This window comes from Lysinibacillus sp. UGB7, from assembly GCF_049058285.1.
GTDB lineage: Bacteria > Bacillota > Bacilli > Bacillales_A > Planococcaceae > Lysinibacillus > Lysinibacillus sphaericus_B.
The window spans coordinates 65,048-91,648 of sequence record NZ_JBMGUV010000022.1 but is presented as its reverse complement, the minus strand read 5'-3'; the positions used below and the strand labels follow the sequence as shown (position 1 = coordinate 91,648).

Sequence of the window (26,601 nt, the reverse complement as noted above, 5' to 3'; positions counted from 1 at the left end):
AATTGTAATAAATAAATAAATTTAACTGGAGAATGGATATGATAGTGAAAACAAAGCCTTTAAAAATCCAACTTAAACAAACACAAAATCCGCTTGAAGATTTCGTGCTCATCAATAACAATAATCAAACTGCTGTTAGTAAAGAAATCCTTTTTGTAAGATATATCGGCGTTCCAAATACTATCGAACATTACATTGACAATATTAAGCGCATCGACGAACATTTTACTTCAAGTCCCAATACTTCCTACTTACGTTTAGGTGGTCTCGAAGCAATATCAAATAAAAATGATATTAATAGGCTAGCAAATATTTGGGATAATTGGCAGACTGTCATCGATAATCCTAGTGCTGATAAGAATTTAATCTATCAAACCCCTCTATGCTTGGTATTAGATAACGAGATTCTTGAGTGGACGAAAAAAATCACCTTTATTAAAATTGTGGCAATGTATAAGAAAACCAATCCCAATTCCAATGCAACCTTATTAAAAAATTTTGTTGTGAAATTTTTGAACTGGATAGAAGCCTATTTACCAAAGCTTTTTAAGAAGTCGCCTAGCCTATCTCCAAAAGTAATTTTTATCGGCGATATTAAACATCATGAATTATTATTTTTGTATTTCTTATCTAGGCTTGGCTGTGATGTATGCTATATGAACCCGAAAGAGGACATTGTCAATTTGTGCCCTGAAATAGAATCATTCTCAACACGATATACATGCAGTGCCCTATATTCAGCCGACGTAACAATACCTGAATTTATACCTGCAACAAATATAGAACCAATCCCCTTGGCTCCTATACCAAATACAATTTCACAATCGGTGCTGGTCAATACTACTAAACAGCGCCAAAAACTAGTTAATGCTAGTGAATTAAGTTATGAGCAGTTAGCTGGGCTATCAAACTCCGTTGTCATGATTAAAGTTTACGATGAAGAAAATAAAATTATGTGCAGCGGTTCAGGTGTTATTATCCATAGTAGTGGTTATATTTTAACGAATCTACATGTAGTTGGAGGAGGACATTACTACTCGGTTATATATGAAAATGATACGCAAGAATATCTTACAGATCATTTTATTAAATATCATCAGCTATATGACTTGGCAATTATTAAAGTGGATAAAGACTGCTCACCACTCACGTTAAAAACTGATGACAATTTAGTTAGAGGCCAAAAGATTGTTGCTATAGGTAGTCCATTAGGGTTATTTAATTCCTTTTCCGATGGCATCGTATCAGGCTTCAGAGACCTTGATAGCATTCCCATGATACAATTCACTGCCCCTATTTCTAACGGAAGCTCTGGCGGTGCGCTGTTGGATATGTTTGGAAGGCTAGTTGGCCTAATAACTGGTGGTTTTGATAGAGGACAAAATTTAAATCTAGCAGTACCTTCCGATAAAATATATGAATTTGCACAAAACTTTATTGAACATACGAACTAGCTTATTGTTCTAGAGGCTAACCAACTTACACGTGCAAATCACACCCGAAACATGAAAATAATATGTACCTTTAACTTAGGGTGCTGTCCAATCAGCTTTGGACAGCATTTTTATTTAGAAAGTTTTAATCATCTCGTTTTCTCTATTGTTATTTAGCTAAAATTAGAGGTGAGAATTTTCACATTAGTTTACTTAAATACATTGCAATCGACATACCACTACATACATTTAACTATAAAATAGAAGTTAGCGATCTTAACTTTCTAAAGCTTTATACTAAAAAAACTATTTTTAAAATTCCGATTAAAAAGTCTTATTTTTCTATAAAAATAGGTATAAAATAATAATTGTACTATAACAATTAAAAATTTTAATTTTAAAGCTCCTCATTATTTTATGGAGCAATTAAAGGATGGGAAAAAATGATTGGTTTGTTTCAATTCAAAACACTCAAAGCTCGTATTTTAAGTGCATTTATCGTCTTGTTAAGTCTAGTAATATGTTTTACAAGCTACACCTATATTTCTAATAATAAGATGGAACAACAAGCAAAAGAACTTATTGAAGAACATTTGGCTGTATTAACAGCTAGTAAAAATTTAGCGATGTCTACGAGTGTCCGGCTATCTGCAGCCTTAAGCTATGTTGTATCAGGAGAGGAACAATACATAGATACTTTTAATGAGTACCGTCAAATTGCTGAAGAAAGCAACCGCATTATTGAACAGTACGACAATGGCACTGAACGTGGAAAAATAGTAGAAATGTCTCGCGAATGGAGCAATCGAGTAAATAGTGAAGTATTTGATGTCTATAAAAGTGGCAATAAACAATTAGCATTAGATAATTTAACTGCTATCAATCATCTTGTAACTGAAGTACGAAAAGGCTATGAAGGATTAGCAACTAAACGCGCTGAGGATATTACAGCAATCGGCAATGAGGTTGTCTCAACAAGCTCAAACAATAAAACAATTGGCGTAATTGTCAATACACTATTGACAATAGTAGGAATCCTAATAGCCATTAGTACAGCAAGCCGCATTTCTAAACCTATTAAAGTTGTCTCAAACCGCATGAGGGAATTAGCTGATGGAAATTTACGAAACGCCCCACTGCCAATCACTCATCGAGATGAAATTGGCCAATTAATGCTTTCAGCAAATGAATTGAATGAGCAACTAAACACAACGATAAGCACTATTCACTCTGTATCAGAGAATGTGGCGGCTAGTAGTGAAGAACTGGCTCAATCTTCAAATGAGGTCCAAACAGGTACGGAGCAAATTACCGTTACGATGCAAGAACTGGCTTCGGGAACAGAAACACAAGCATCAACCGCCGGCGATTTAGCAGAAACAATGACAACGTTCCAACGCCGCATTCAGGACACAACACAAGAAGGCAAGGAATTACAAGAGCATTCAGTACATGTACAAAGCTTAACTACTACAGGAAAAGATTTAATGGTACGTTCAACGCAACAAATGGCTACGATTAATGAAATTGTATTAGATTCAGTGAAAAAAGTAGAAGGCTTAAACGAGCAATCTGCTGAAATTTCAAAACTTATTTCTGTTATTGATGAGATTTCAAACCAAACAAATTTACTTGCGTTAAATGCAGCAATCGAGGCAGCACGTGCTGGAGAACATGGAAAAGGCTTTGCCGTTGTTGCCGATGAAGTACGCAAGCTTGCAGAACAAGTACAGTTCTCTGTGACGGACATATCAACCATTGTTAATCGTATTCAAAGTGAAACAGGCCATGTGACAAATTCCCTGCAATCAGGTTATGAGGAAGTAAAAGAAGGAACAGCACAACTAAATCAAACAAATGAAACATTCGATCATATTTCTGTTGCTGTCAAAGATATGATTGACAATATTCATGTCATTTCAGGAAATTTAAATCAAATTATGCAAAGTTCCGAATCTATAAATGTTGCTATTGATGAAATGGCATCTATTTCACAGGAATCTGCTGCTGGCGTAGAAGAAACTACAGCTACTGTTGAGGAAACAGCAGCAACCATGGACGAAATTTCAAAAAGTGCAAATCAGTTGGCAAATATGGCGGAAGAGCTAAACACACAACTACAGAAATTTAAAATTTAAAAAACAGGGCTGTCTCGAAATAGTCTTTCGAGACAGCCTGTTTATTTTTCATGGAAATGGTCTTCAAAAACAAATTATTTCATTGCCAATTTCGAATAGGTACTCTTTCAAGTTCGTAACGCTTGATAATGATACTTATCTTTCTATACCACTGCTCGCATAACTCCAATGCTTCACTATATGCATCCTCTTCTCTTGATATCGGTTTGCTATTTGTCATAAATACATATTCTAAAACGGGTGTCGATAAATTATCCACCACTATTTTTAAAGCTAGTTGAGATACTGTATCATCAGATTCTTCCTCTACCTCTTCTGTGTCCCCTGAAATAATTTGCTCTCCATCAATTAATGACCCACTTAATAATCCATTTCTAGTACTAGCAATTATAATATTGTCATCCTCTACTATAGAAACTTCGTATATTTTATTAAACTGTATTTCTTTCTTCGTCACTTCTGCTTCCCAATCTTCTTTTTGAGCAAGCAAAAGTGTATTCGTTGGTTCGTTTAATAAGAGCGCCTGTAAGCAATCACTCGATATTGTGCATTGGGTATGCGGAATATTCATTAATTCCTCTTCACTTTCTCTTTTCATTTCAGCATTCCTTCTGAAAGACCTAACTTTCCCCTTAACATAACGAAATGCTCCTACCGTAAATAAGCTCAATCCAATAATGAAATAGCTACCTCTTACTATAGCTGCTTCCATTGCATTTGCTAGCATCAAATAGATAATACCTAATACCAGTAGAAAAAAGGTTTTCACAAAAATCCCACCTTAAGAAAAATAATAGATAGGAAAAAACATCTATTTAATAGAAATCTTATTCACTAGAAACACTTTTCATTCTTAACTCATGTGGAATTTAAGGCAAGTAAATAAAACAACACAAGAACATCACTTACGTCAATGTTCTTGTGTTGCTTAAATAAAAAGAGTATTGGCGTGTGCACGAATAGCATGCAACATCAATTGGAGTGTTCCATTAGTTGTGCACAATAAAAACCCATTTCAAAAAGAAATAGGCTACAAAAGAATATACACTAGCAATAATTTCTTATAATTAGCGATCTTTGGCAACCCAGCCGTCATAGCATTAATGCTTTAGACCTGTAGCTTTGCGTCTCTACTCTTCAGTAGATTCGCCTATCATTACAAACTTTAATTAACATAATAGGTAAAATCAGTAAATATAACTATATAAAAATACACATATTTTATCACTAGTTTACTCCAACTTTACAAACAGTGAAAACATTACTATTTTATTATCTGTATCGAAACAAAAATAAAAGCAGCTAGAACGAATTTATTATTCGTTCTAGCTGCTCTATTTATTTTTTGCTTTTCACTTACCCCTAAGTGATGAAGCAAGAATTTATACATTTTGCATGACAAGTAATACGGATGGTATGAAAGATAGCGCAAAAACAGACACATACCATAACGAAGTACGGCGTAATGAAAAACGAACCTGTTTTTTTTCAGCATAGAAAATATCCAACATAACCGCAACTATAAGTGGCGTACTCACACATGCAATAGCAATAAGAATAATATCAAAATAGATCATAAAGCACCCCTCTATTCGTGAACATTTACTTTCCCCTTTTGTGACAACTTTGTGTCAACTTAAGTGTACACAATTTCGTCACAATTTGTCAACGGTCTCAAGAACAATTTTTAAATTCTTTGTTGTTACAACTGCCTGTTATAACACTTACTAAATAATGGTTATCATATTTATGGTGATACAATATGATTTATAGCAACACAAAAGGAGCTGTCTCAATGGGTGAGATAGCTCCTTTCTTAATTGAATTTGCAATAAATTTCCCCGCTCAACTCAGCTGATACATCTAGCTGCGTCTTTTTTAACCTCTATATTTCATCGTTAAGCCTTTTAAGAAGTTTCTCACAAATCGATCGCCACACTCTTTGTAGTTGCGATGACTTGGATTTCTTAAAATAGCGCCTAGTTCACCTTTAGATACCGTGACGCCACCTTCATATAAAATCTCAAGCATATCTTCACTTGTTAGTGCTAGTGCAATTTTGACTTTCTTTAATAGCATATTATTAGGACTTTCTGTAGTCTTAACAGGCACTGCTGGACTTACTGCTTGACCAGGTTTTGGTTGTTGAGGCCCTCTTTTAAAAATTATAAAACCGTTTAAAAATGCTTCGAACATTTTATTATTACATTTAATGAAATTTTCGGGTGCTTCTTCCTCATCCTTCACTTTCATCAGCATGTTCAATACATCCTCTTTTGTAAAGCTCATACCGCCTAGTTCAAAAATTTCTACCATCTCTGTATTTTTTATATCTAATGCGTATCTTAAACGAATCAACATATCATTATCCGTCATCTAAAACCCTCCTGATTTTTCCATTGAAACCGCAACTTCACTCTATGTGAAATGAATACTAGGCTTAATTATAACAGAGGTAATTGCATTTTTAAGCTAACTAACTATTTTAAATTCACGCAATTAGATATTACCTGGCTTTCGTGTTTAGCTTGCGCATATATCTCTTTTTAAAATGTATGAAAACCAAACAATCGACCATTCTAATATCACAAGGAGGTGAGAAATATGGCTACAAATAATCGAAGCTCAAATAAACTTCAAGTTCCAGGTGTACAAGAAGCTGTTAATCAAATGAAATATGAAATAGCACAAGAATTCGGCGTACAGCTTGGGCCAGAAGCTTCTTCTCGCGCAAACGGTTCAGTAGGTGGGGAAATTACGAAACGACTTGTTGAAATGGCTGAAAGACAATCAAAAGGCAAATTTTAAATAGCAAAATTAATGTTTTAAAGTAAAAAACGAATATTATCCCCTTTAAGTAGACAATGTTAAAAAAACTACAGTACGCTGTAGATAGCATCTTACTTAATGGGGATTTCTATGCTACGTGAGGAGAAAAATTCGAGAAACAACCATATTCCTTAAAAATAAATTTCCATAATGTAGCACATCAAAAAAACCTAAAGTAACAAAATTAACTACTAGTAAAGACTCTTTTTTAACTAACAAACCTAGCCTTCTAAACTTTTTAACCACTTATTATAGTAGCTGAACTGTTCTTCGATTTTTACAAACCTCAAACCTTTGTCAAATTCAAATATGTCAACTATATCTTTTAATCTAGCTGGCTCTCCAAATTTTAATTTATATGCTAAATGTCCGGTACCTTGCATTTGAGATGGATAAACATTTAACGCAGCCCCATTACACACGACCTGTATATGTTTTTTCTCTAGATGTTGTCGCAGGCTTTGAAGTGCTAGGAAAAAGTTTTCATGTTCGAAACTTATTGTGTCACCTAATATTAATAGTTCTATTAAAACCATTTCTTCATCATCTGGAGATTCCTCATATAGTTTCAAAATACCATCAAATATTTTTCCGTCATTCATAGCAAGTTTTATAGTTTTACTTTCATAATTCAAAATGTCACCTTCCAAATAGTGGGCTAGGAATAAATTCACCTGTAAGTGCCCCAATCTTTTTACATATGCTTCAACTATTTCATTGGTGCAATGCCTCCGAGTATCAAATGCTCTAATCGTTCCGGAAATGGCGAACGAGTCCTAGCGTTAAATTGATCTATTCTTTACACCACACTCATCATTTTAAAGCCTCTCAACATACAAATTTCGTATAATCACACTCTTTTTTAGAGTGGACTTTTATTCATAAATCTTACCCACATATAACATCATCGATAAAAAATTCCAATCAATATTTTGGGGTGTTTCTAAATCAGAATTTTCAAAAAAACCTTCCATACTTTCCACCCAGCCCTCAATGCCTAGAAGAAATTCATCTATAGATTTATTCTCCCATTCATCTCTATTTTTTTTAAAATCGGCTGATAATAAATTTACAAAATCTAAGAATTGTTGCTTATTAGAAACGTTTTCAATTATTTCATACCAATCCATACAATTCACACCTTTCGACTTCTACTATCGACTTTATTTTTTTCTACAAATTACTTGTCTAGTTCCATCTTCAAGCAATTGATGTTCCTCCATTTGTTGTTGACATTTTAAACAATTGATTCTTTACCTCTGTTTTACTAGCCCATTTTACAGGAATTTCTTCAATACCTGCTAGTCTACTTGCTTAACTTTGAAAAACCTTTATAAAATAAATTACATTCATAAAAAGAAGTAGCAAAAAATCCGATTTCTAGGATTCAAGCCACTCTTTTGATGTAGGTTTGAATTTTATTCCAAGTATTGATTTCAAACAAAGACAAAGATAAATACAAACTCCCCCTGGTGTTTTGCTAAAACAAGGGGTGAATATTTACGAACAAAGGGCACACACACTTCGCAAGGGCGTCTTTCAAAATTATTTCGAAAAGAGCCATTTTTAGGAGGAATGCCCTTAATTTCAAGTATTTTTTAGATTCATAATCAAAAGAAACTGTAGTTAATAATCGGTTGTATATTTTCTACCTTTTCTTCACTTCTTTGAAGAATATACATAGGAATTATTTCGTTTCCGAGTGCACCTGACCAAGTACATAGCGAAAGATCAATTTTTTCACCAGCACCTTCCAATTTTATTATCGGCCATTCTTTTTCAAGGCATGCTGGCCATGTAAGCAATTCGTCACCAGGAATAACAGATAACTCCTTTGTTTCTTTTTTAATTTTGTAGGTTCCACTGACTATGCATTCATCAAATATAATTGAACTATTCATCGCATGAATATAATAATGCCAAGGCTTAATCCCCCAAGTAATAATCAACATTCCATCTTCAAAACATTTATCAACTAAATCGGTTGTAGTAAATAAATCAACAAGATTGATTGGCTCATTACCAACTTCATTGCTTATAAATTCACTAAATAGTTTAAGGTCAACCATAAAAAATCCTAGATTCCCCAAACTGCCGTAAACAGAAGAATTAGCCAACTTATTATTTTTTTTAATATCAGTTGAATTTCTAAATATCAGCACATATACAGTAATTGTTTCAATTTTTTGTTCATAATCCGTAAAATATTGAGGCGATTCTGATGAAAAAAAATCAGGCTGATAAATTCCTTGTCGAAAAACTTGAATTTTGATATCGTATTCCCCGTATAACCCGATGCAATCCTTTCGATAAGAATTTTTTTCATGTAATATCCCATCTCTAAGAGCTTGTTTAATAGACTTATTTTCGTTATTTTTAAGTAACTCAAAATTATTTTCATGTGAATAACAAACAAAATCTTGTTCCAAAAACGATACATTTTTATACATTATTTCTGTTATTTTTTCACCTAATATAGCTGAATCCAACAATAATTGTTTTTCATTTCTTACTTCTTCAATAATCAATTTAAACCTACAAATGTCGTTTTCGCTTATAGCATCATTGAAAGGGATCTTTAGCGTTAAACTTTTAGTTTGCAAATATGCATCTTTCAAATGACTGGAACAATAACCTTGTTCCAACCATAAAGCTGTATTTTCCATTAATTTCGCCCCTGTCATTTAATTGGATGCCCTTTTTGAGCCGCCCATTCCTTTGTTTCTTCCCAAGATTGTGCAGGTGTAACATTCTGCTTTATGTACTTCCCCTTCGTACCATCTGAAATAAAAACATGGATTCTCCTTTGGATTTCTGGATTTCGGGACTGTGATATTGCTTAGAAGTCCAGTTCATTTCATTGCAGGGCTATAATACAAATCAATTTAGCTCATTGACAGAATACGTCGATGCTATTAATTCAATATAGCTATCATATCCTTTAACAATATAATGTTTCAAATTCAACCTATTTCTGGGGTCGTACTTCTTTATATTTTCCTGTAAATGTTTAGAATCTATCACTTCATAAAACCCTGAATCTGGATGATTAAGTCTCTCTTCACCATTCTGCAAGTGATTTCCAATAGATGATTCCTCAAAAATACAAAAACCCTTATAATTGGATTCATCGAAATTTAACGTTACGCATTTAACTTCGGCTACAATTGAAAAAATAATTTCTATGTTAACACATTTTTCTTTATCTATGCTCTTTAATGGTATAGCACCAACCTCAATTCTCACGCCACCCGATTCTGTATAAATCAACTCTATATCAGTGGTAGATATTTTGAAAATAAAATTTAATGGCTTTAAAGTTAACATTCTTAAAACCTCCCCATTTTTAGCCTAGACAATTTGTTACATTCTTAACAAGACCAGAACCATCTTTATTCTTTGTAATCGATATTGTTGTAGATGGAGGCTTATTTTTTATATCAGCAACGAGATGGCTAGGAACTTTATCATACGGAACAAAGATTGCGTTATCTGGAAATTTGCCTCCTTCGACTAATGTAGCTAATCCCCTATTATTTAATGTTACTGCTTTACCTGTTGCAGGATCGATCGTATACGAAATCACAAACTCATTAGGATTGATCTTACCGTGAATAATATCTTTGGCAACCTCAAGTACCGGTCTACCAACAATTGAGTCTACAGCTTGGGATCCAATTGTACTAAAATTAGGTGCTATTCTATTTTGACCAAAATGTAAGCCACTTGGAAAAGAAGTTATTTCGCCAAATTCAAAGGGATTAAAACTACTTAAACCTAGCGGATCAATTGTAATATTTGTATTCCCAACATACCCATACAGAGTCGGATTCCCACCCGCAAGTCCAATCGGGTCAATTTGAGTATAATTCCCTTGTTCTGGGTCGTAGTATCGGAATCGATTATAATAAAGTCCTATTTCTACATCTTCATACTGCCCTTGATAACGGAATGGAATGAAATCTTGTTCACCTGTAAATTCTTTTACTCTGCCATAAACATCAAGCTCAGCTGACCAAATCTTTTTATCTTCTTTATCATAGGCTTCTACAGGTGTGCCTAGATAATCACTAATAATGCTATAGTTACCTTCATTCGTGATTTTAGCTGAAGGTAACTACAGCATTAAATACCCATGTGACTAGATTATCATTTTCTAGTTCAACTGAATCATTCTCTGAATACTCATGTAGAATGGTACTCCCGTCCCATACGAATTGTATTGTTTTATCGTCAGAACTCTTCTCTATTCGTCTACCTAGTGAATCATACTTGAAAGTAACTTCTGTCTTATCTGGTTTGATGACCTTCGCCATCATGCCATTGCCATCGTACTCGTACTTCCACGTATCACCATTCTTCTCAACTTTCTGAACAAGATTCCCTTCATCATCATAAGAGAATGTTGCCTCTCTCGTTTCAAGTAATCTGCTCCCAGCGCCATAAACACGATCTGTCGTTTCTTTCGTTTCATACAAATTCCCGATATCGTCAACACTGCGGTGTAAAAAGTCAAATTGACCGCCTTGATTAGACCAAACGAGGTTACTGAATTCATCGTAACCATAGGTGATTTTCACACCTGTTAACTCGTTTACCGTACTTCGTAAGCGATGATTGACATCCCAATTATACTTGCGTCTCCGTGTATCGCGGTTTTGACTACTTATGCGGTGGTGTGTTGGTCTACCCGTCGTATCATACTGCCATTTGTTTATACTTCTTTCAAAGTTTTTTCTAAAATATTCTTTGCCCCCTGTAGATAAATGTACAACATGGGTTTTTCAAAGCAAATAAAAAATACCCCACCTCGGTTGAAGCAGGGTAGTAAATACACCAGATACGCAGTTCCAATTCTAACCAGAAAAACGCAAAAAATATTAGACATTTTTTTACATATTATTAGTCGTTGAGTCAATACTTATGATTTTTCAGAATTGATTACACTTGTTTCAAAATTTTTCTTAGCAAGATATTATTTTAAAAAAGTGGAATTATATTAGAAAATTGACAGGTTAGGATTGCAATACCCAACAACAAAATCCATCAAATCCAGCAAGATATCCTCTATTTCAGAATCACTTATCCCTCTTAATTTTTCTAAGTTTTCCAACATAGAATCTTTACTCATTCCTTTATCTTTAAACTTTATCAGGCTTTTACGAAGAGCTAATAAATCATTATAATGTTTTTTTATTTCTACAGGGAATAATTGGATAAATTCTTTATTTAGTGACATGATACTCTCTCCCACTTGGTTTGTGTTTCTGCTAAAGCTTTTTGATAATCTTCAAATGACATAGATTTAGCTGGTTGAATAGTTCCGTGACCAGGTTTATCAGGAACATGAACCAAATCTGAACCTAAATCACTAGTATTCATTTTCCAAATCGGATCTTTACCAGTACCACCAAATTATGGAGGTTTACGATGTGTTGGTAAATCTTGTGGACTTGGAGAAACAGATACACCACCAGTTCTTGGATGAACTTTTCCATTCGTATCAACAGGTATATCAACATTAGGTCTTGCCCCCAAAGTTCTTGCAGATTCTCCTAACTTAGGTTTACCATTGCTATCCGTCATTCCTCTAAAAATATCAATTCCTGAAAGTCCTAACGGATCAATGTATGATATCGGATTACTCACATACGTATATAAGTTTCTTCCACCCACAAGTCCGATAGGATCCTGCTGTGTATAAATTCCCTCAGTAGGTGAGTAGTATCTGAATCGATTATAATACAATCCTATTTCTACATCTTCATACTGACCTTGATAACGGAATGAATAAAGTCTTTCTCACCTGTAATTAACAATTTTCTACACCCAAATTATCCCAACACTTATTTATATCCTCTTTACTACTTCCCTATAGCAAATGAATTTTTCAGAGTGTGACATTTCTTAACTTCTTCTATTTATCCTTTCAGACTTTTTATTTTGTATCTTTCAAATTTCCGTTAATCCAACTAATTATTATATCTTTTATTTTTTCCAAATTATTATTATTTAATGTACAAACTATCACTAACTCTTTCTGGCTCCTATTGACCATAGCACTATTCATCCAATAAGAAAATACATCCCCATTCTTAGAGCTTTCTTGGATAATTTTTATTATTTTATTCTTTTTTTTTGATTTTGCCGAAAATATAGGATTTCCATCCATCATTTTTTTTCCATTACTGAAGGTAGTATTATAATAAGGACATATCCAATCACATCCATCAATATTCTCTTTATGCAACAACATAAAAAACATATCAATCCAATATTTTTCTAAAGCAGTATACACATCTTCATCATCCAAATAATTAACAAAATAATGAAGCATATTACTATTTTCCACGACACTTACCTCCAGCATCATCAATTATGTCAGGTACAAACGCTTTTCCTTTAATAACCTCTATATCTATTCTTTCATGTGCCGTTCCTTTTACTAGGAAGGTTTTACTAACTGATGCATCAACACCGCCACTCTTTCCAGCATCTTTAATAAACTTACGGGCTCTATTTAATTCGTTTACCCTTAATTTTTTGTCCTTGTTACTTAATTTACTTTCTAAATCGTCTACCATGGCTAAAGCTTCAGATACAGTCGGGGGATGGTCTTGAGACCAAGAAATAGACTCTTCAAGTTTTATTCCTTGGGCTTGGATTCTTCCTCTATTAGCATTTAATCCAAAGGGGTCAATTTCCAGTAATGAGTTCCTTACATACGCATAAAAAGTTGGGTTATTCCCTGCAAGTCCAATCGGGTCAATTTGAGTATAATTCCCTTGTTCTGGATCGTAGTATCGGAATCTGTTGTAATATAAACCGATCTCAATGTCCTCATACTGCCCCTGATACCTAAACGGAATGAAACCCTGCTCACCAGTGAATTCTTTCACTCTACCATAAACATCAAGTTCAGCTGACCAAACCCTCTTACCTTCCCCATCATGGGCTTAGACAGGCGTTCCAAGATAATCACTAATAATACTGTAGTTACCTTCACTCGTAATTTTAGCTGAAGGTACAAACCCATCATTAAATACCCATGTGACTAGATTATCATTTTCTAGTTCAACTGAATCATTCTCTGAATACTCATGTAGAATGGTATTCCCGTCCCATACGAATTGTATTGTTTTTTCGTCAGAACTCTTCTCAATTCGTCTACCTAGCGAGTCATACTTGAAAGTAACTTCTGTGTTGTCTGGTTTGATGACCTTCGACATCATGCCATTGCCAAAGTATTCGTACTTCCACGTATCACCATTCTTTTCGACTTTCTCAACGAGATTTCCTTCTTCATCATAAGAGAATTTGGCATCTTTCGTTTCAAGTAATCTGCTGCCGGCACCATAGACACGATCTGTCTTTTCTTTCGTTTCATACAAGTTCCCGACATCATCGACACTGCGGTGTAAGAAGTCAAATTGACCGCCTTGATTGGACCAAACGAGGTTACTAAATTCATCGTAACCATAGGTAACTTTTACACCTGTTTACTCGTTGACCGTGCTTCGTAATTGGTGATTAACATCCCAATTATAGACGCGTCTTCGTGTATGACGATTTTGACTACTTATTCGATGGTGTGTCGGTCTACCGGTCACGTCATATTGCCATTTGCTAATGACATCTCCGGGTAAAATTCTCTCGATTTCTTGTCCCGAGTTCATTGTACTGCATGGAGGCTATCCACTGGGCTTGCTCTGAACGAGAAGCTGTGATTTGCGATACATTTCCCATCACATTACGAGCGACATCGATTTTTGCACCTAAGCTACTCGTAATCTGTGAACGATTGGCCTAATTCATCATAGCTACTCGCAATCCAATGGTCATTCTGCCACTCTTTGATTACTTGTCCAGATGGATCTCGCTCCAGCTTTACGGTTACATGCTCATTGGCAGCCTCTATTAACGAACCATTTTTGTCATAGTCAAACGTTTCCCAAGTGTCATCATAATAATCTGAGCGAATGACATTCCCTAGACCATCATGTTGAAACGCTGTCCAGCGATTACCCGGCCGTTGAATCCTCTGCATCAATCCTGCTAGACTTCGCTCATACGTTTTTTCCATCTCATCAAAGCCGATTTCCTTGATGATATTGCCTTTCGTATCACGTTCAAACTGGTACGCTTCGCCTTTTTCATTGATGACGGCGGTTAACTGCTTTTCTGTATCATAGGTGAATTTGACGTTCTTGCCACCTTGTTCTCGAGCCTTCAAGCTGCCAAGAATGGTGTAATCAAAGGCTATTTGCGTATGGTTATCTTTCGCAAGGGAGAACATGGATAATCAACAGGCGTGTTATTATAATAAATTTAAAAAAGAACGAATCCCTATTTTAATTGGAATTCGTTCTTTCATGCTTTCATTATTTATATAAATCCATTCCTTCCCTTCTTTAAAAATTATTCCTCTTCTATGGTAAAAGTTAGATTTAGCTTATTAAGCACATCAGAAATTTCTTTAATCAACAAATCCCTTTGAATTCCATCACCCGAAACCCAATAATATATCTCACTATTATTTTTTTCTAACTCAAACCACCGATCCCATGTTGGATCATTGTAAAGCAATACTAAATTATCATTTTCTTTTATTACATTTTTGTATAATTCATTGTTTTTAAAAGAAGTATAAATTTTTTCAATAGCGATTTCAATTTTCTCTTTTTCTTGAACGTTTATTCTATATTCATATGCCATTTTATTTACAACCTGCCCCATGTTTTCTATTTCTTACTGTTGGTAAATCTTTGGGATTTCGTGTACCTATATGAATTCATAAGGATTTGTACTAATTTCTCCACGATCATTTAGCTGATTTTTACTTAGATCCTGTTTATGAACATGTGCATTATTTGCGATTTGTATGGTGCGGAGTTTTTATTTCCATAAGCATGAATTCTAATCTCTGAACCATCAGAATAATTCCATGTTTTCAATCTGTTGCACTGATTTTCCCTTAAGTTGAGGTAAGTTTTTAGAACTATTTAGCCCAAAAGGATTAATTTCTATAATGGATCAAACACATACCCATACAAAGTCGGATTTTTCCCGCAAGCCCAATCGGATCTGGTTGTGTATACTGCCCTTGTTCCGGTGAATAGTACCTGAACCTATTGTAATAAAGACCTGTTTCCTCATCAGAATACTGCCCCTGATATCTAAACGGAATAAAACCCTACTCACCAGTGAATTCTTTTACTCGCCCATAAAATTAAAAAGGCAATAAAATCCTTTTTATATGGATTTATTGCCCTTTTTAATTTTAACTTCAAATCATTTAAACACTAAAGATTCGTTACAAGAACAGATTTCTATCGTCCAAATGGATCCCTTTTCAGCCTTACGGTCACATTCTCATTAGCAGCCTCAACTATCAAATCATTTTTGTCATAGCCTAACGTCTCCAGATGCCGTTACAATAATCTTAGTAAATGACATTTTCTAGTCTGCCATGTTGATCCGTTGTCCAACGAAAACCTGACGATTAATCCTTTGAACCAATCCTGCCTGACTTCGCTCATACTCTTGTCATCTCATCAAAGCCGACTCCTTCATGATATTTATATCATATTACGTTCAAATATCAACGGTCTAATCCAAAAACTCTGGTCTTAGGAGACTACCCTCCTTTGTAAAAAGTAATCCTTTTAGTTTATTGTTTCTGTATCCTTCAACAAAAGCCTCAGATACAACTATCATGGAAGGTCTTATACTTATACGATAAATATGCTCCTGTCCAAGTTTATGATAATTAAAATATATGCTTTTTATTCGGCCAATTTTTTTAGGATCATTTGCAGTCATATTGTATTCTGATTTCTGTTCATCGAAACAATCTGAAACAGCCAATATGTTCAGTGCAAAAAAATCTGTGTTCATCTCACCTTTTTCATCTACAATAACAGCAGGAAAAAATTCACAGACGTTTTTAGCAATCTCCTCTAAAAATTTCTTCATTTTCAAGCTTATTAAAGGTGCACCAACTGATGGTAACATGTCATACTTGTTAACATATTTATCAAGCTTATCAACTTTGTAATAAATACTTTCTATATTAAAAGATGATACTCCTGATTCTAAATCATATGATTTCACCTGATTCGTTTGATCATCTTGGTAAAAATAAACATCCCTTTTATAAAACTCTACTAAACTATAGTACTTCATTCGCACCACTATCCTTTACAATGTAATTGAATTTTGCCATTCCTCAAATCTTTTCTAGTGTCCGTAATTAACTTATCAATTTCATCTTTATATTGCTTTTGAGTCCAATTTTCAGCTTTCCCATCCAATGCAATTCTGTTCAATTCTGCTTTCATAAGATTATTATATCTAGCATGATAAGAGTTATATCCATCATGTATAGACCGAGTAGAATGATATTGTCTATCTGTAGGTAAATAAATTGTATTCTTTATATCATTAATACTCATACCAGATTTCAGTATAGCTTCATATTTTTTTAAAGATTTTGGAATTATATGATGTAATTGGAATCCACCAATCTTCGGCATTGTATTATATGTCCAAAGACCCATCGGATCTATAAAAATATTAGGGTTATTAACATATCCATACAAAGTAGGATTTCCACCAGCAAGTCCAATCGGGTCAATTTGAGTATAATTCCCTTGTTCTGGGTCGTAGTATCGGAATCGATTATAATAAAGTCCTATTTCTACATCTTCATACTGCCCTTGATAACGGAATGGAATGAAATCTTGTTCACCTGTAAATTCTTTCACTCGTCCATAAATATCAAGTTCAGCTGACCAAACCTTTTTACCTTCTTGATCATAGGCTTCTACAGGTGTCCCTAGATAATCACTAATAATACTGTAGTTACCTTCACTCGTAATTTTAGCTGAAGGTACAAACCCTTCATTAAATACCCATGTGACTAGATTATCTGGTATTTCAGACTTGCTCTGTGACTCAACTAGATTTTCTCGTTCAACTGAATCATTCTCCGTACAATACTCATGTAGAACGGTATTCCCGTCCCATACGAATTGTATTGTTTTATCGTCAGAACTCTTCTCTATTCGTCTACCTAGTGAGTCATACTTGAAAGTAACTTCTGTCTTATCTGGTCTAATGACCTTCGACATCATGCCGTTGCCAAAGTATTCGTACTTCCACGTATCACCATTCTTTTCGACTTTCTGAACGAGATTCCCTTCCTCATCATAAGAGAATTTGGCATCTCTCGTTTCAAGCAATCTGCTTCCAGCGCCATAGACACGATCTTTTTTGTCTTTTGTTTCATACAAATTCCCGACATCGTCCACACTGCGATATAAGAAATTAAATTGACGACTGTCTTGATTGGCCCACACGAGGTTACTGAATTCGTCGTAGCCATAGGTCACTCGAACACCTGTTAACTCGTTGACCGTGCTTCGTAAGCGATGATTGACGTCCCAATTATAGACGCGTCTTCGTGTATCGCGGTTTTGACTACTTACTCGATGATGTGTCGGTCTACCTGCTACATCATACTGCCACTTGCTGATGACATCTCCTGGTAGGATTCTCTCTATTTCTTGACCGATTTCATTGTACTGCATCGCTGCTGTCCAATGTTCTTGCTCTGAGCGAGAAGTAGTGATTTGCGACACTTTTTCCATAATTCATTCACAAAAAAGAGTAGCAATAAAATCCGATTTCTAGGATTTGATTTGCTACTCTTTTGATGTAGGTTTAAATTTTATTCCAAGTATTAATTTCAGATCTTAAATATTCAATAACAAAGATAAATAGAAACTACACCATGTGTTTAACTAGAAAAATACTTACTGCTCTTTATCAATTTTTCCCATCTCTGTTTCTGCTTAATAATTGCTAAAATATTACGGTTTATACACATCAGCTTCATTCGAAGGGACAAAAGTAATACCCTTCAATTTAAGTTTTTCAGCTTCTTTTTTAAATTCTTCTGAACAAAATAATATGCTTAAAAGTCTAGTATTATTTAGTAGAAATACATCTGGGAGAGTATTGGATTTTTTTAGTTGAAGATCCCATATTTTTTTTATACGTCCATCTTGCTTATAAAATTCAATACATGATTTCTCCATATCTATTAGATCTTCTAACCTATCATAAAATCGCACATAATAATATTCCTTTGAAGATATGCTTTCTTTATGCCTGTTCACCATATATAATTTAGTGTATTGGAAATTGTTGATTCCAAATTTTAATAATAGATTTAGAAATTCTGATGATATGAAAAAACCTTGACTATCCCGTCTAAAATCAAATGCATAACTACTATCCTTTGAAACAAACCATAACTCTTTAGGTAATTCTGTTTTTATATTTTTGGTTGTTCTCCATTTCCCAGCATCAGATTCTCTTGCTTCAAATGGATCTTTTTCAAAGAACTCTGTATGCAATATCCCATCTAGTAAAGTAGGGCAAAACTTCTCTTTCTTTTTAAAAATCCCATAAATATTCTCCATATTAAAATGACACTCCCTTTCATTTAAGGTAATCTGCCACATTAAAATTATATTTTGCATCTTCGTGTGGGGCAACATCATGTCATTTCAATATCTGTTTCCAATAATTATCCATAAAAAATTTAAAATCAAAACTTCAGCAGTTTTGGTTTCTAGTGTCTAAAAATCACTGTCCTAGTTGAACCATAATAAATAAATACAAGGAAATTAATTTCATTTCTAATGAAAAACATATGTAAAGGAAGAAATTCCATCCTCTACATATGTTTTTTAATTCAACGATTTATGTTAATAGTTGCTATACCTGTAATTCTATTATTATTTACCTGTACGAGCCTTAATGATAGATAAAACCTCTGTAGCTGAATCATAATGACTCGGCGATTCTTCTTTTAACTGTTTAATAATGTTAATAACTAACTTTTGCAAATTAGAATCTGTATTAGAAACTAAAGTTGCATAAACTTTTCTGCCTTTTTCTTCGTTTAAAATTCTTGCATGTATCCATTCTGCCCATTGTTGAGCATGGGGAAGCATTTTTGGAAGCATTTCAATAAATATATTAAATCCTTTTTCATCTCCAAACATTATTCTGCTATGTTCTACTGTATGCAATAAATTCATTCCGTATTCTGGTAGTTCGAATCTATCGTCAAAAGCCAAATACAGTGCCCGTATATATTCACTATTATTTGATTTAATTATTTCTGACAGTAATTGCTCAAACTCTTCAATTTCCATATCAGGATCAATTAACTTACCATTTATTATTTTTTCAATCTTCATACCTAACTCCATTTTTCATATCATCCTTTACATTTTATAGGTTTTCTAAACATTTCTTTATTAAGGACTTCGTTAAGTGTAATTGTATTTTGCAATCCTCTTCTAATTTCAGGCGTGTATTTCCCACCTTCTTGATAAATTCTTCGTGCATCTCTAATATCATATGCCAATGCATCTCTAGGAGACAATGAAAGATATGTTTGATTAAAAGGTGATTTTTTTCCCTTTCCATAAGATGCTGTTGCCCTGTGTCTTCCACCTACGCCAGGACTAGGTTGCTCCATATTCATAGTCACACCGTCAGCATGTAACACTCCATTTTGAGACATATATAAAGCTGATGGCATATGGTGCGGTGTTATATTATCATTCTTTACTCCTTCTTTTATCAAGTATTCATAGGTTCCAACTTTTCCTTCCCCAGGTAAAAGTGGGTTATTTACTACTCTAAGTCCATATATGTCTACTTGATTATTTGTATTACTAACGTAAGCATACAGTGTCGGATTATCCCCTGCTAAACCAATAGGATCAAGCTGTGTATAAATTCCCTCATTTGGTGAGTAATACCTGAACCTATTGTAATAAAGACCTGTTTCCTCATCAGAATACTGCCCCTGATACCTAAACGGAATGAAACCCTGCTCACCAGTGAATTCTTTCACTCTACCATAAACATCAAGTTCAGCTGACCAAACCCTCTTACCTTCCCCATCATGGGCTTCGACAGGTGTTCCTAGATAATCACTAATAATGCTGTAATTACCTTCACTCGTAATTTTAGCTGAAGGTACGAACCCATCATTAAATACCCATGTGACTAGATTATCATTTTCTAGTTCAACTGAATCATTCTCTGAAAAATACTCATGTAGAATGGTATTCCCGTCCCATACGAATTGTATTGTTTTTTCGTCAGAACTTTTCTCTATTCGTCTACCCAGTGAGTCATACTTGAAAGTAACTTCTGTCTTGTCTGGTTTGATGACCTTTGACATCATCCCATTGCCATAATACTCGTAATTCCATGTACCACCATTCTTCTCAATCTTCTGAACAAGATTACCTTCATCATCATAAGAGCATGTTGCCTCTTTCGTTTCAAGTAATCTGCTGCCGGCACCATAGACACGATCTGTCTTTTCTTTCGTTTCATACAAGTTCCCGACATCACCGACACTGCGGTGTAAGAAGTCAAATTGACCGCCTTGATTGGACCAAACGAGGTTACTAAATTCATCGTAACCATAGGTAACTTTTACACCTGTTAACTCGTTGACCGTGCTTCGTAATTGGTGATTAACATCCCAATTATAGACGCGTCTTCGTGTATGACGATTTTGACTACTTATTCGATGGTGTGTCGGTCTACCGGTCACGTCATATTGCCATTTGCTGATAACATCTCCTGGCAGGATTCTCTCAATCTCTTGACCAAGTTCATTGTACTGCATCGCTGCTGTCCAATTGTCTTGTTCTAAGCGAGAAGCTGTAATTTGCGCCACATTGCCCATCACATTACGAGCGACATCGATTTTTGCACCTAAGCTACTCGTAATCTGTGAACGATTACCTAATGCATCATAGCTACTCGCAATCCAATGGTCATTCTGCCATTCCTTGATGACTTGTCCAGATGGGTCTCGCTCCAGTTTAACGGTTACATGTTCATTGGCAGTCTCTATTAACGAACCATTTTTGTCATAGCCAAACGTTTCCCAGGTATCGTCATAATAATCTGAGCGAATGACATTTCCTAAACCATCATGCTGATACGCTGTCCAGCGATTACCCGGCCGTTGAATCCTCTGCACCAATCCTGCTAGATTTCGCTCATACGTTTTTTCCATCTCATCAAAGCCGATTTCCTTGATGATATTGCCTTTCGTATCACGTTCAAACTGGTACGCTTCGCCTTTTTCATTGATGACGGCGGTTAACTGCTCTTCTATATCATAGGTGAATTTGACGTTCTTGCCACCTTGTTCTCGAGCTTTCAAGCTGCCAAGAATGGTGTATTCAAAGGCTACTTGCGTATGGTTATCTTTCGCAAAAACAATATCGTCATAGGCATTATACTTTAATTGAACGTCGTTACCATCTAACGTCACTTGACACAAGTTCAGATCAGTATCATAAGCTAAGCTTTAGTTGGATTTAAATCAACAGTTTTTTAAAAAGTTCAGATCTTTATTATAAAAGATCAAAAGGGCAATAAAATCCTTTTAAATGGATTTATTGCCCTTTTTAAATTTAACTTCAAAATAATACCCTGTAGTATTTCTTTTATCTGTGATAATTCTAAAGTCGTTTCTTATATGCATTTTCATTTTCTTAGTCTATAAGATTTATTTCACATCTGCCACATTAAAGTTATATTTTTCATCTTCGCGTGGATCATTAAAACCTTTAAATTCATTTACTTTAACAAGAGAAAACAAAAATCCAAAATTTGCATTAGGATAATCTAATTTCTTCTTACGTGCATAGCCCTTTACAGATACCAAATATTTACCAGAAGAAACATTATATCCAAATCCGGAATATAGTGTCTCTCCATCTAATGTTTGATATGATACTTCATCATTTCCTATAAATTTATTTCTATCGAAGTCATAAAATGAACCAATACTAGCAATCCATAATGTATCTTTAACATCAATATTGAAGTCATGATATACTATTTTCTCTTCCCATTCATCGTCAAACGACTGATTAAAATTATCAAGTTTGATTACATATTCTATAGAGTCTATTGGTAAAAAAGGAATCCAAATACCCTCAGCAAGTGAAGTTAAATATCGCTTATGATTATCCTGAAAATTTTTTAAAAGTTTTTTTGACCTAACTTTTTCATTTTTTAAAAAATCTTCTAATACGTCTAATGAAAATAAACAAATTCCGTAACTTGAGATCTTTTAATTTCTCAAATGGATCTATCCAACTGTTTGTATCACCAACATACGCATACAGCGGTGGATTTCCACTAGCAAGCCCAATTGGATCAATTTGAGTACACATTCCTTCACTTGGTGAATAGTACCCGGATCGATTGTAGTAAAGCCCTGTCTCAACATCCTCATACTGCCCTTTATATTTGAACGGATTAAAGGCTTTCTCACCAGCAAATTCCTTCACCCGTCCATAAATATCAAGCTCACTTGAATCTATGTTAACGGATATGGTAGAACATGCTACATCACTATCACAGTTTCTAAATGTTATTAAATTCCTAAAATTTAATGGGGTTACAAAACAGCGAATGCAATTTGTGATCTTTGTGGTGTCGTAACGGAAACCATGTTAGATTTTAACAAACGCCTATAAGTATTAAGCTAAAACCCCAACAATGACATTTTGATATGCAGTGTTGGGGCTTTTTCCTGTAAGGACAATGAAATAGACCTTTATTCAATAGGTTCAAGATACTACTCCCCATAAAATGAAGCAGAGTAGTAAATACACAAGATAAAGCAGTTCCAATTCTAATAGGAAGCGCATATAAAGGAGTGCCTAAACCTTTACCTTTACATGTACTCATATAAGTTCCTATATCTTTTGTAATTAGCTATTCTTTTTTATACTATATTAAATTTTCCGTCAACCATTTTTATAAAATCTATTACATCATTTTCCGTAAAAGTAAATGGACTAAAAATATTTTTTGTTAACAACTCTTTTTCTTCATAACTTAATCTTTCCCATGCCACATTTTGAGCGTTTTCTACTGCTCTTTCTTTAAATAAATTTTGGTTTTCAATCTTCCGCCATTCACCCCATGTATCTTTTCCTTTTTCTTCGATTTCGTATTCTGTTAACATGTCTACAATATTGTTGCAGATTTTTGCAATAAAAGGACTCCCCGCAACATAGAAATTATCTGGATTCTTATGAAATTTTGCCTCAAGTAAAGCTTTATGCAAGTTTAAAATTTCATAATATCCCTCAACCACTAGTTTTATTTCATTCATAGAAATGATTTCCCTCCTTTATAAAATTCAGTTTTTAAGCAAAACACCTCACATGTGGAAATGTAAGTTCAAAATGGTTACCCCTGTTGGAGATTTCCTCACATTGATCCATCTAACATTTAACCCTTACAAAAAGTGTTCTCTCCTACTGTCAAATTAGCATTTCTTCCATCACGAATTGCTCCCTTGTAAATTAATTCGTTAGGTTGAGTACATCCCTCGGTTGTTAATTTAAAGTCATTTTGATCCAACAAATCTATTTTCACCACATGCGTTCCTACATCTGGTTTTTGACCCATTAATAAAGCGTTATTTACGTCCTTAGCAGGAATTTGATCTGTTGTAACAAATACTCTTCCTCTACTATCTGGTCTTATTACGCCTGATTCTTGGATAGCTTTTGCTCCTTCAGAATCAGTATAATGGTAAAGTGTTAATCCAAAAGGATCAATCCAATAATTCGAATTTCTTACATACCCATACAGAGTCGGATTCCCACCTGCAAGCCCAATCGGGTCTATTTGAGTATAATTCCCTTGTTCTGGATCGTAGTATCGGAATCTGTTGTAATATAATCCAATCTCCATGTCTTCATACTGACCTTGATACCTAAATGGAATGAAATCTATTTCACCAGTGAATTCTTTTACTCTGCCATAAATATCAAGCTCAGCTGACCAAACTTGCTTTCCTTGTTCGTCATAGGCTTCGACAGGCGTTCCTAGGTAATCACTAATAATGCTATAGTTACCTTCATTCGTAATTTTAGCTGAAGGTACGAACCCATCATTAAATACCCATGTGACTAGATTATCATTTTCTAGTTCAGCCGAATCATTCTCTGAATACTCATGTAGAATGGTATTCCCGTCCCATACGAATTGTATTGTTTTATCGTCAGAACTCTTCTCTATTCGTCTACCTAGTGAATCATACTTGAAAGTAACTTCTGTCTTATCTGGTTTGATGACCTTCGACATCATGCCATTGCCATAGTACTCGTACTTCCACGTATCGCCATTCTTTTCGACTTTCTGAACGAGATTCCCTTCCTCATCATAAGAGAATGTTGCCTCTTTCGTTTCAAGTAATCTACTTCCGGCACCATAGACACGATCTGTCTTTTCTTTCGTTTCATACAAATTCCCGACATCATCGACACTGCGGTGTAAGAAATCAAATTGACCGCCTTGATTGGACCAAACGAGGTTACTGAATTCATCGTAACCATAGGTAACTTTTACACCTGTTAACTCGTTGACCATGCTTCGTAATTGGTGATTAACATCCCAATTATACACGCGTCTTCGTGTATTGCGGTTTTGACTACTTGTTCGATGGTGTGTCGGTCTACCTGTTATATCAAATTGCCATTTGCCGATGACATCTCCTGGTAAGATCCTCTCAATCTCTTGACCAAGCTCATTGTACATCATCGTTACCGTCCAATTTTCTTGCTCTAAGCGAGAAGCAGTAATTTGCGCCACATTTCCCAGCTCATTACGAGCAACATCGATTTTTGCACCTAAGCTACTTGTAATTTGTGAACGATTGCCTAATTCATCATAACTACTTGCAATCCAATGGTCATTCTGCCACTCTTTGATTACTTGTCCAGATGGATCTCGCTCCAGTTTAACGGTTACATGTTCATTGGCAGTCTCTATTAACGAACCACATTTGTCATAGCCAAACGTCTCCCAGGTATCATCATAATAATCTGAGCGAATGACATTTCCTAAACCGTCATGTTGATACGCTGTCCAACGATCATCTGGACGTTGAATCCTCTGAACCAATCCAGCCAGACTTCGCTCATATGTTCTTTCCATCTCATCAAAGCCGATTTCCTTGATGATATTGCCTTTCGTATCACGTTCAAATGCATACGCTTCGCCTTTTTCATTGATGACAGCGGTTAACTGCTCCTCTGTATCATAGGTGAATTTGACGTTCTTGCCACCTTGTTCTCGAGCTTTCAAGCTGCCAAGAATGGTGTAATCAAAGGCTACTTGCGTATGGTTATCTTTCGCAAAAACAATATCGTCATAGGCATTGTACTGCAATTGAACATCGTTACCATCTAACGTCACTTGACACAAGTTCAGATCAGTATCATAAGCTAAGCTTTAGTTAGATTTAAATCAACAGTTTTTTAAAAGTTCAGATCTTTATTATAAAAGATCAAAAGGGCAATAAAATCCTTTTAAATGGATTTATTGCCCTTTTTAAATTAAACTACAAATCATTTAAAACATAGGTAAAAACTTTTTTTAAGAATTGATACCCTAAAGTATTTCTCTTATCTGTGATAATTCTAAAGACCTTTTAACTTAGTATATGTGTTATATCTATAAGGCTTAATCCATCCTCGCCACATTAAAGTTATATTTTTCATCTTCACGTGGATCATTAAACCCTTCAAATTCATTCACTTTAACAAGAGAAAACAAAAACCCAAAATTTGCATTAGGATAATCTAATTTCTTCTTACGAGCATAGCCCTTTATGGATACCAAATATTTTCCAGAAGAAACATTATACCTAAATCCAGAATATACAGTCTCTCCATCTAACGTTTGATATGATATTTCATCATTTTCTAAATATTCATTTTTATTGAATGTATAAAATGAACCAACATCAGCAATCCATAATGTATCTTTAACTTCAATATTGAAGTCATGATATACTATTTTTCCCTCCCATTCATCGTCAAATGTCTGATTACAATTTTCAAGTTTGACAATATATTCTATAGAATTTATCGGTAAAAAAGGAATCCAAATACCCTCTGCAAGTGAAGTTAAATATCGTTTATGATTATCCTGAAAATTTTTTAAAAGTTTTTTTGACCTAACTTTTTCTTTCTTTAAAAAATCTTCTAATACGTCTAATGAAAATAAACAAATTCCGTAACTTGCGGTACCTAAAATTCTATCCATCATAACATCTC

28 protein-coding genes, 3 pseudogenes and 1 riboswitch are annotated in these 26,601 nt (G+C 34.6%); of the genes and pseudogenes, 3 read left to right on the top strand and 28 right to left on the bottom strand.

Translation table 11 applies throughout. From position 1 onward, the window contains the following. The first annotated feature begins 38 nt into the window (after positions 1–38). Both ACOMCU_RS18685 and ACOMCU_RS18680 read left to right on the top strand, forming a co-directional pair. On the top strand, positions 39–1,454 hold the full coding sequence (locus ACOMCU_RS18685) for a trypsin-like peptidase domain-containing protein (RefSeq protein ID WP_421051018.1): 1,416 nt from the start codon (positions 39–41) through the stop codon (positions 1,452–1,454). Between the two features lie 422 nt (positions 1,455–1,876). Further along, positions 1,877–3,571, top strand: coding sequence for a methyl-accepting chemotaxis protein (locus ACOMCU_RS18680; RefSeq protein WP_010857187.1), 1,695 nt, complete (start codon positions 1,877–1,879; stop codon positions 3,569–3,571). A 79-nt stretch (positions 3,572–3,650) separates the two neighbouring features. Here the strand turns inward: ACOMCU_RS18680 and ACOMCU_RS18675 are convergent, their stop codons facing one another. The 3 genes from ACOMCU_RS18675 to ACOMCU_RS18665 all read right to left on the bottom strand — a co-directional run bounded on the left by ACOMCU_RS18675 (position 3,651) and on the right by ACOMCU_RS18665 (position 5,947). Then, a complete protein-coding gene (locus ACOMCU_RS18675; RefSeq protein ID WP_010857186.1) occupies positions 3,651–4,340 on the bottom strand; it encodes a hypothetical protein in 690 nt (229 codons plus the stop codon). A 307-nt stretch (positions 4,341–4,647) separates the two neighbouring features. After that, positions 4,648–4,732, bottom strand: a riboswitch (cyclic di-GMP riboswitch). Between the two features lie 221 nt (positions 4,733–4,953). Beyond that, a complete protein-coding gene (locus ACOMCU_RS18670) occupies positions 4,954–5,148 on the bottom strand; it encodes a hypothetical protein (RefSeq protein ID WP_010857185.1) in 195 nt (64 codons plus the stop codon). A gap of 301 nt (positions 5,149–5,449) precedes the next feature. After that, complete coding sequence (locus ACOMCU_RS18665) at positions 5,450–5,947, bottom strand: DUF1456 family protein (protein ID WP_219363105.1); 498 nt, start codon at positions 5,945–5,947, stop codon at positions 5,450–5,452. A 228-nt stretch (positions 5,948–6,175) separates the two neighbouring features. Between ACOMCU_RS18665 and ACOMCU_RS18660 the strand changes: the two genes are divergently transcribed. Next, on the top strand, positions 6,176–6,379 hold the full coding sequence (locus tag ACOMCU_RS18660; protein WP_010857183.1) for an alpha/beta-type small acid-soluble spore protein: 204 nt from the start codon (positions 6,176–6,178) through the stop codon (positions 6,377–6,379). Positions 6,380–6,621: 242 nt separating this feature from the next. Here ACOMCU_RS18660 and ACOMCU_RS18655 read toward each other — a convergent pair whose 3' ends face one another. The 25 genes and pseudogenes from ACOMCU_RS18655 to ACOMCU_RS18535 all read right to left on the bottom strand — a co-directional run bounded on the left by ACOMCU_RS18655 (position 6,622) and on the right by ACOMCU_RS18535 (position 26,590). Then, positions 6,622–7,035, bottom strand: a complete 414-nt coding sequence (locus ACOMCU_RS18655; RefSeq protein ID WP_421051016.1) for a hypothetical protein — start codon at positions 7,033–7,035, stop codon at positions 6,622–6,624. A 240-nt stretch (positions 7,036–7,275) separates the two neighbouring features. Beyond that, on the bottom strand, positions 7,276–7,530 hold the full coding sequence (locus ACOMCU_RS18650; RefSeq protein WP_421051014.1) for a DUF7660 family protein: 255 nt from the start codon (positions 7,528–7,530) through the stop codon (positions 7,276–7,278). Between the two features lie 480 nt (positions 7,531–8,010). Beyond that, positions 8,011–9,066 carry a hypothetical protein gene (locus ACOMCU_RS18645; RefSeq protein WP_421051013.1) on the bottom strand — a complete coding sequence of 352 codons (1,056 nt, stop codon included), beginning with the start codon at positions 9,064–9,066 and terminating at the stop codon, positions 8,011–8,013. A gap of 214 nt (positions 9,067–9,280) precedes the next feature. Further along, complete coding sequence (locus tag ACOMCU_RS18640) at positions 9,281–9,727, bottom strand: hypothetical protein (protein WP_421051012.1); 447 nt, start codon at positions 9,725–9,727, stop codon at positions 9,281–9,283. Positions 9,728–9,746: 19 nt separating this feature from the next. Beyond that, a complete protein-coding gene (locus ACOMCU_RS18635; RefSeq protein WP_421051011.1) occupies positions 9,747–9,986 on the bottom strand; it encodes a hypothetical protein in 240 nt (79 codons plus the stop codon). A gap of 198 nt (positions 9,987–10,184) precedes the next feature. Next, positions 10,185–10,421, bottom strand: a pseudogene (locus ACOMCU_RS18630) (RHS repeat-associated core domain-containing protein); the annotation flags it as partial. A gap of 82 nt (positions 10,422–10,503) precedes the next feature. Beyond that, on the bottom strand, positions 10,504–10,980 hold the full coding sequence (locus tag ACOMCU_RS18625) for a hypothetical protein (RefSeq protein ID WP_421051010.1): 477 nt from the start codon (positions 10,978–10,980) through the stop codon (positions 10,504–10,506). A 419-nt stretch (positions 10,981–11,399) separates the two neighbouring features. Then, positions 11,400–11,639 carry a hypothetical protein gene (locus ACOMCU_RS18620; RefSeq protein ID WP_421051009.1) on the bottom strand — a complete coding sequence of 80 codons (240 nt, stop codon included), beginning with the start codon at positions 11,637–11,639 and terminating at the stop codon, positions 11,400–11,402. Positions 11,640–11,815: 176 nt separating this feature from the next. Next, positions 11,816–12,178, bottom strand: a pseudogene (locus ACOMCU_RS18615) (RHS repeat-associated core domain-containing protein); the annotation flags it as partial. Positions 12,179–12,338: 160 nt separating this feature from the next. Continuing rightward, entirely contained in the window at positions 12,339–12,752 is a 414-nt protein-coding gene (locus tag ACOMCU_RS18610; protein WP_421051008.1) for a hypothetical protein, read from the bottom strand. Further along, a pseudogene (locus tag ACOMCU_RS18605) lies at positions 12,742–13,302 on the bottom strand (RHS repeat-associated core domain-containing protein); the annotation flags it as partial. The pseudogene ACOMCU_RS18605 and the gene ACOMCU_RS18610, both read right to left, overlap by 11 nt. Before the next feature lie 54 nt (positions 13,303–13,356). Beyond that, positions 13,357–13,791: a hypothetical protein gene (locus tag ACOMCU_RS18600; protein ID WP_421051007.1), complete on the bottom strand. Its 435-nt coding sequence runs from the start codon at positions 13,789–13,791 to the stop codon at positions 13,357–13,359. Positions 13,792–14,180: 389 nt separating this feature from the next. Then, the gene (locus ACOMCU_RS18595) at positions 14,181–14,696 is read right to left on the bottom strand and encodes a hypothetical protein (protein ID WP_421051006.1); all 516 of its coding nucleotides are present in this window, start codon (positions 14,694–14,696) and stop codon (positions 14,181–14,183) included. 122 nt (positions 14,697–14,818) lie between these two features. Next, positions 14,819–15,115, bottom strand: coding sequence for a hypothetical protein (locus ACOMCU_RS18590; protein WP_421051005.1), 297 nt, complete (start codon positions 15,113–15,115; stop codon positions 14,819–14,821). 301 nt (positions 15,116–15,416) lie between these two features. Beyond that, the gene (locus tag ACOMCU_RS18585) at positions 15,417–15,587 is read right to left on the bottom strand and encodes an RHS repeat-associated core domain-containing protein (RefSeq protein ID WP_421051021.1); all 171 of its coding nucleotides are present in this window, start codon (positions 15,585–15,587) and stop codon (positions 15,417–15,419) included. Between the two features lie 422 nt (positions 15,588–16,009). Further along, positions 16,010–16,585, bottom strand: a complete 576-nt coding sequence (locus ACOMCU_RS18580; RefSeq protein ID WP_421051004.1) for an imm11 family protein — start codon at positions 16,583–16,585, stop codon at positions 16,010–16,012. A gap of 8 nt (positions 16,586–16,593) precedes the next feature. Beyond that, a complete protein-coding gene (locus ACOMCU_RS18575; RefSeq protein ID WP_421051003.1) occupies positions 16,594–18,051 on the bottom strand; it encodes an AHH domain-containing protein in 1,458 nt (485 codons plus the stop codon). A gap of 222 nt (positions 18,052–18,273) precedes the next feature. Further along, a complete protein-coding gene (locus tag ACOMCU_RS18570; RefSeq protein ID WP_421051002.1) occupies positions 18,274–18,888 on the bottom strand; it encodes an Imm43 family immunity protein in 615 nt (204 codons plus the stop codon). 318 nt (positions 18,889–19,206) lie between these two features. Next, a complete protein-coding gene (locus ACOMCU_RS18565) occupies positions 19,207–19,686 on the bottom strand; it encodes an Imm30 family immunity protein (protein ID WP_421051001.1) in 480 nt (159 codons plus the stop codon). Between the two features lie 8 nt (positions 19,687–19,694). Continuing rightward, complete coding sequence (locus ACOMCU_RS18560; protein ID WP_421051000.1) at positions 19,695–21,785, bottom strand: RHS repeat domain-containing protein; 2,091 nt, start codon at positions 21,783–21,785, stop codon at positions 19,695–19,697. Between the two features lie 237 nt (positions 21,786–22,022). Next, entirely contained in the window at positions 22,023–22,181 is a 159-nt protein-coding gene (locus ACOMCU_RS18555; protein WP_421050999.1) for a hypothetical protein, read from the bottom strand. Between the two features lie 346 nt (positions 22,182–22,527). Beyond that, positions 22,528–22,812 (bottom strand): RHS repeat domain-containing protein, encoded by a 285-nt coding sequence (locus tag ACOMCU_RS18550; RefSeq protein ID WP_421050998.1) that lies wholly within the window; start codon positions 22,810–22,812, stop codon positions 22,528–22,530. A gap of 440 nt (positions 22,813–23,252) precedes the next feature. Then, entirely contained in the window at positions 23,253–23,645 is a 393-nt protein-coding gene (locus ACOMCU_RS18545; RefSeq protein WP_421050997.1) for a hypothetical protein, read from the bottom strand. 119 nt (positions 23,646–23,764) lie between these two features. Beyond that, a complete protein-coding gene (locus ACOMCU_RS18540) occupies positions 23,765–25,738 on the bottom strand; it encodes an RHS repeat domain-containing protein (protein WP_421050996.1) in 1,974 nt (657 codons plus the stop codon). 267 nt (positions 25,739–26,005) lie between these two features. Further along, on the bottom strand, positions 26,006–26,590 hold the full coding sequence (locus ACOMCU_RS18535; protein WP_421050995.1) for a hypothetical protein: 585 nt from the start codon (positions 26,588–26,590) through the stop codon (positions 26,006–26,008). Positions 26,591–26,601: the final 11 nt, after the last annotated feature.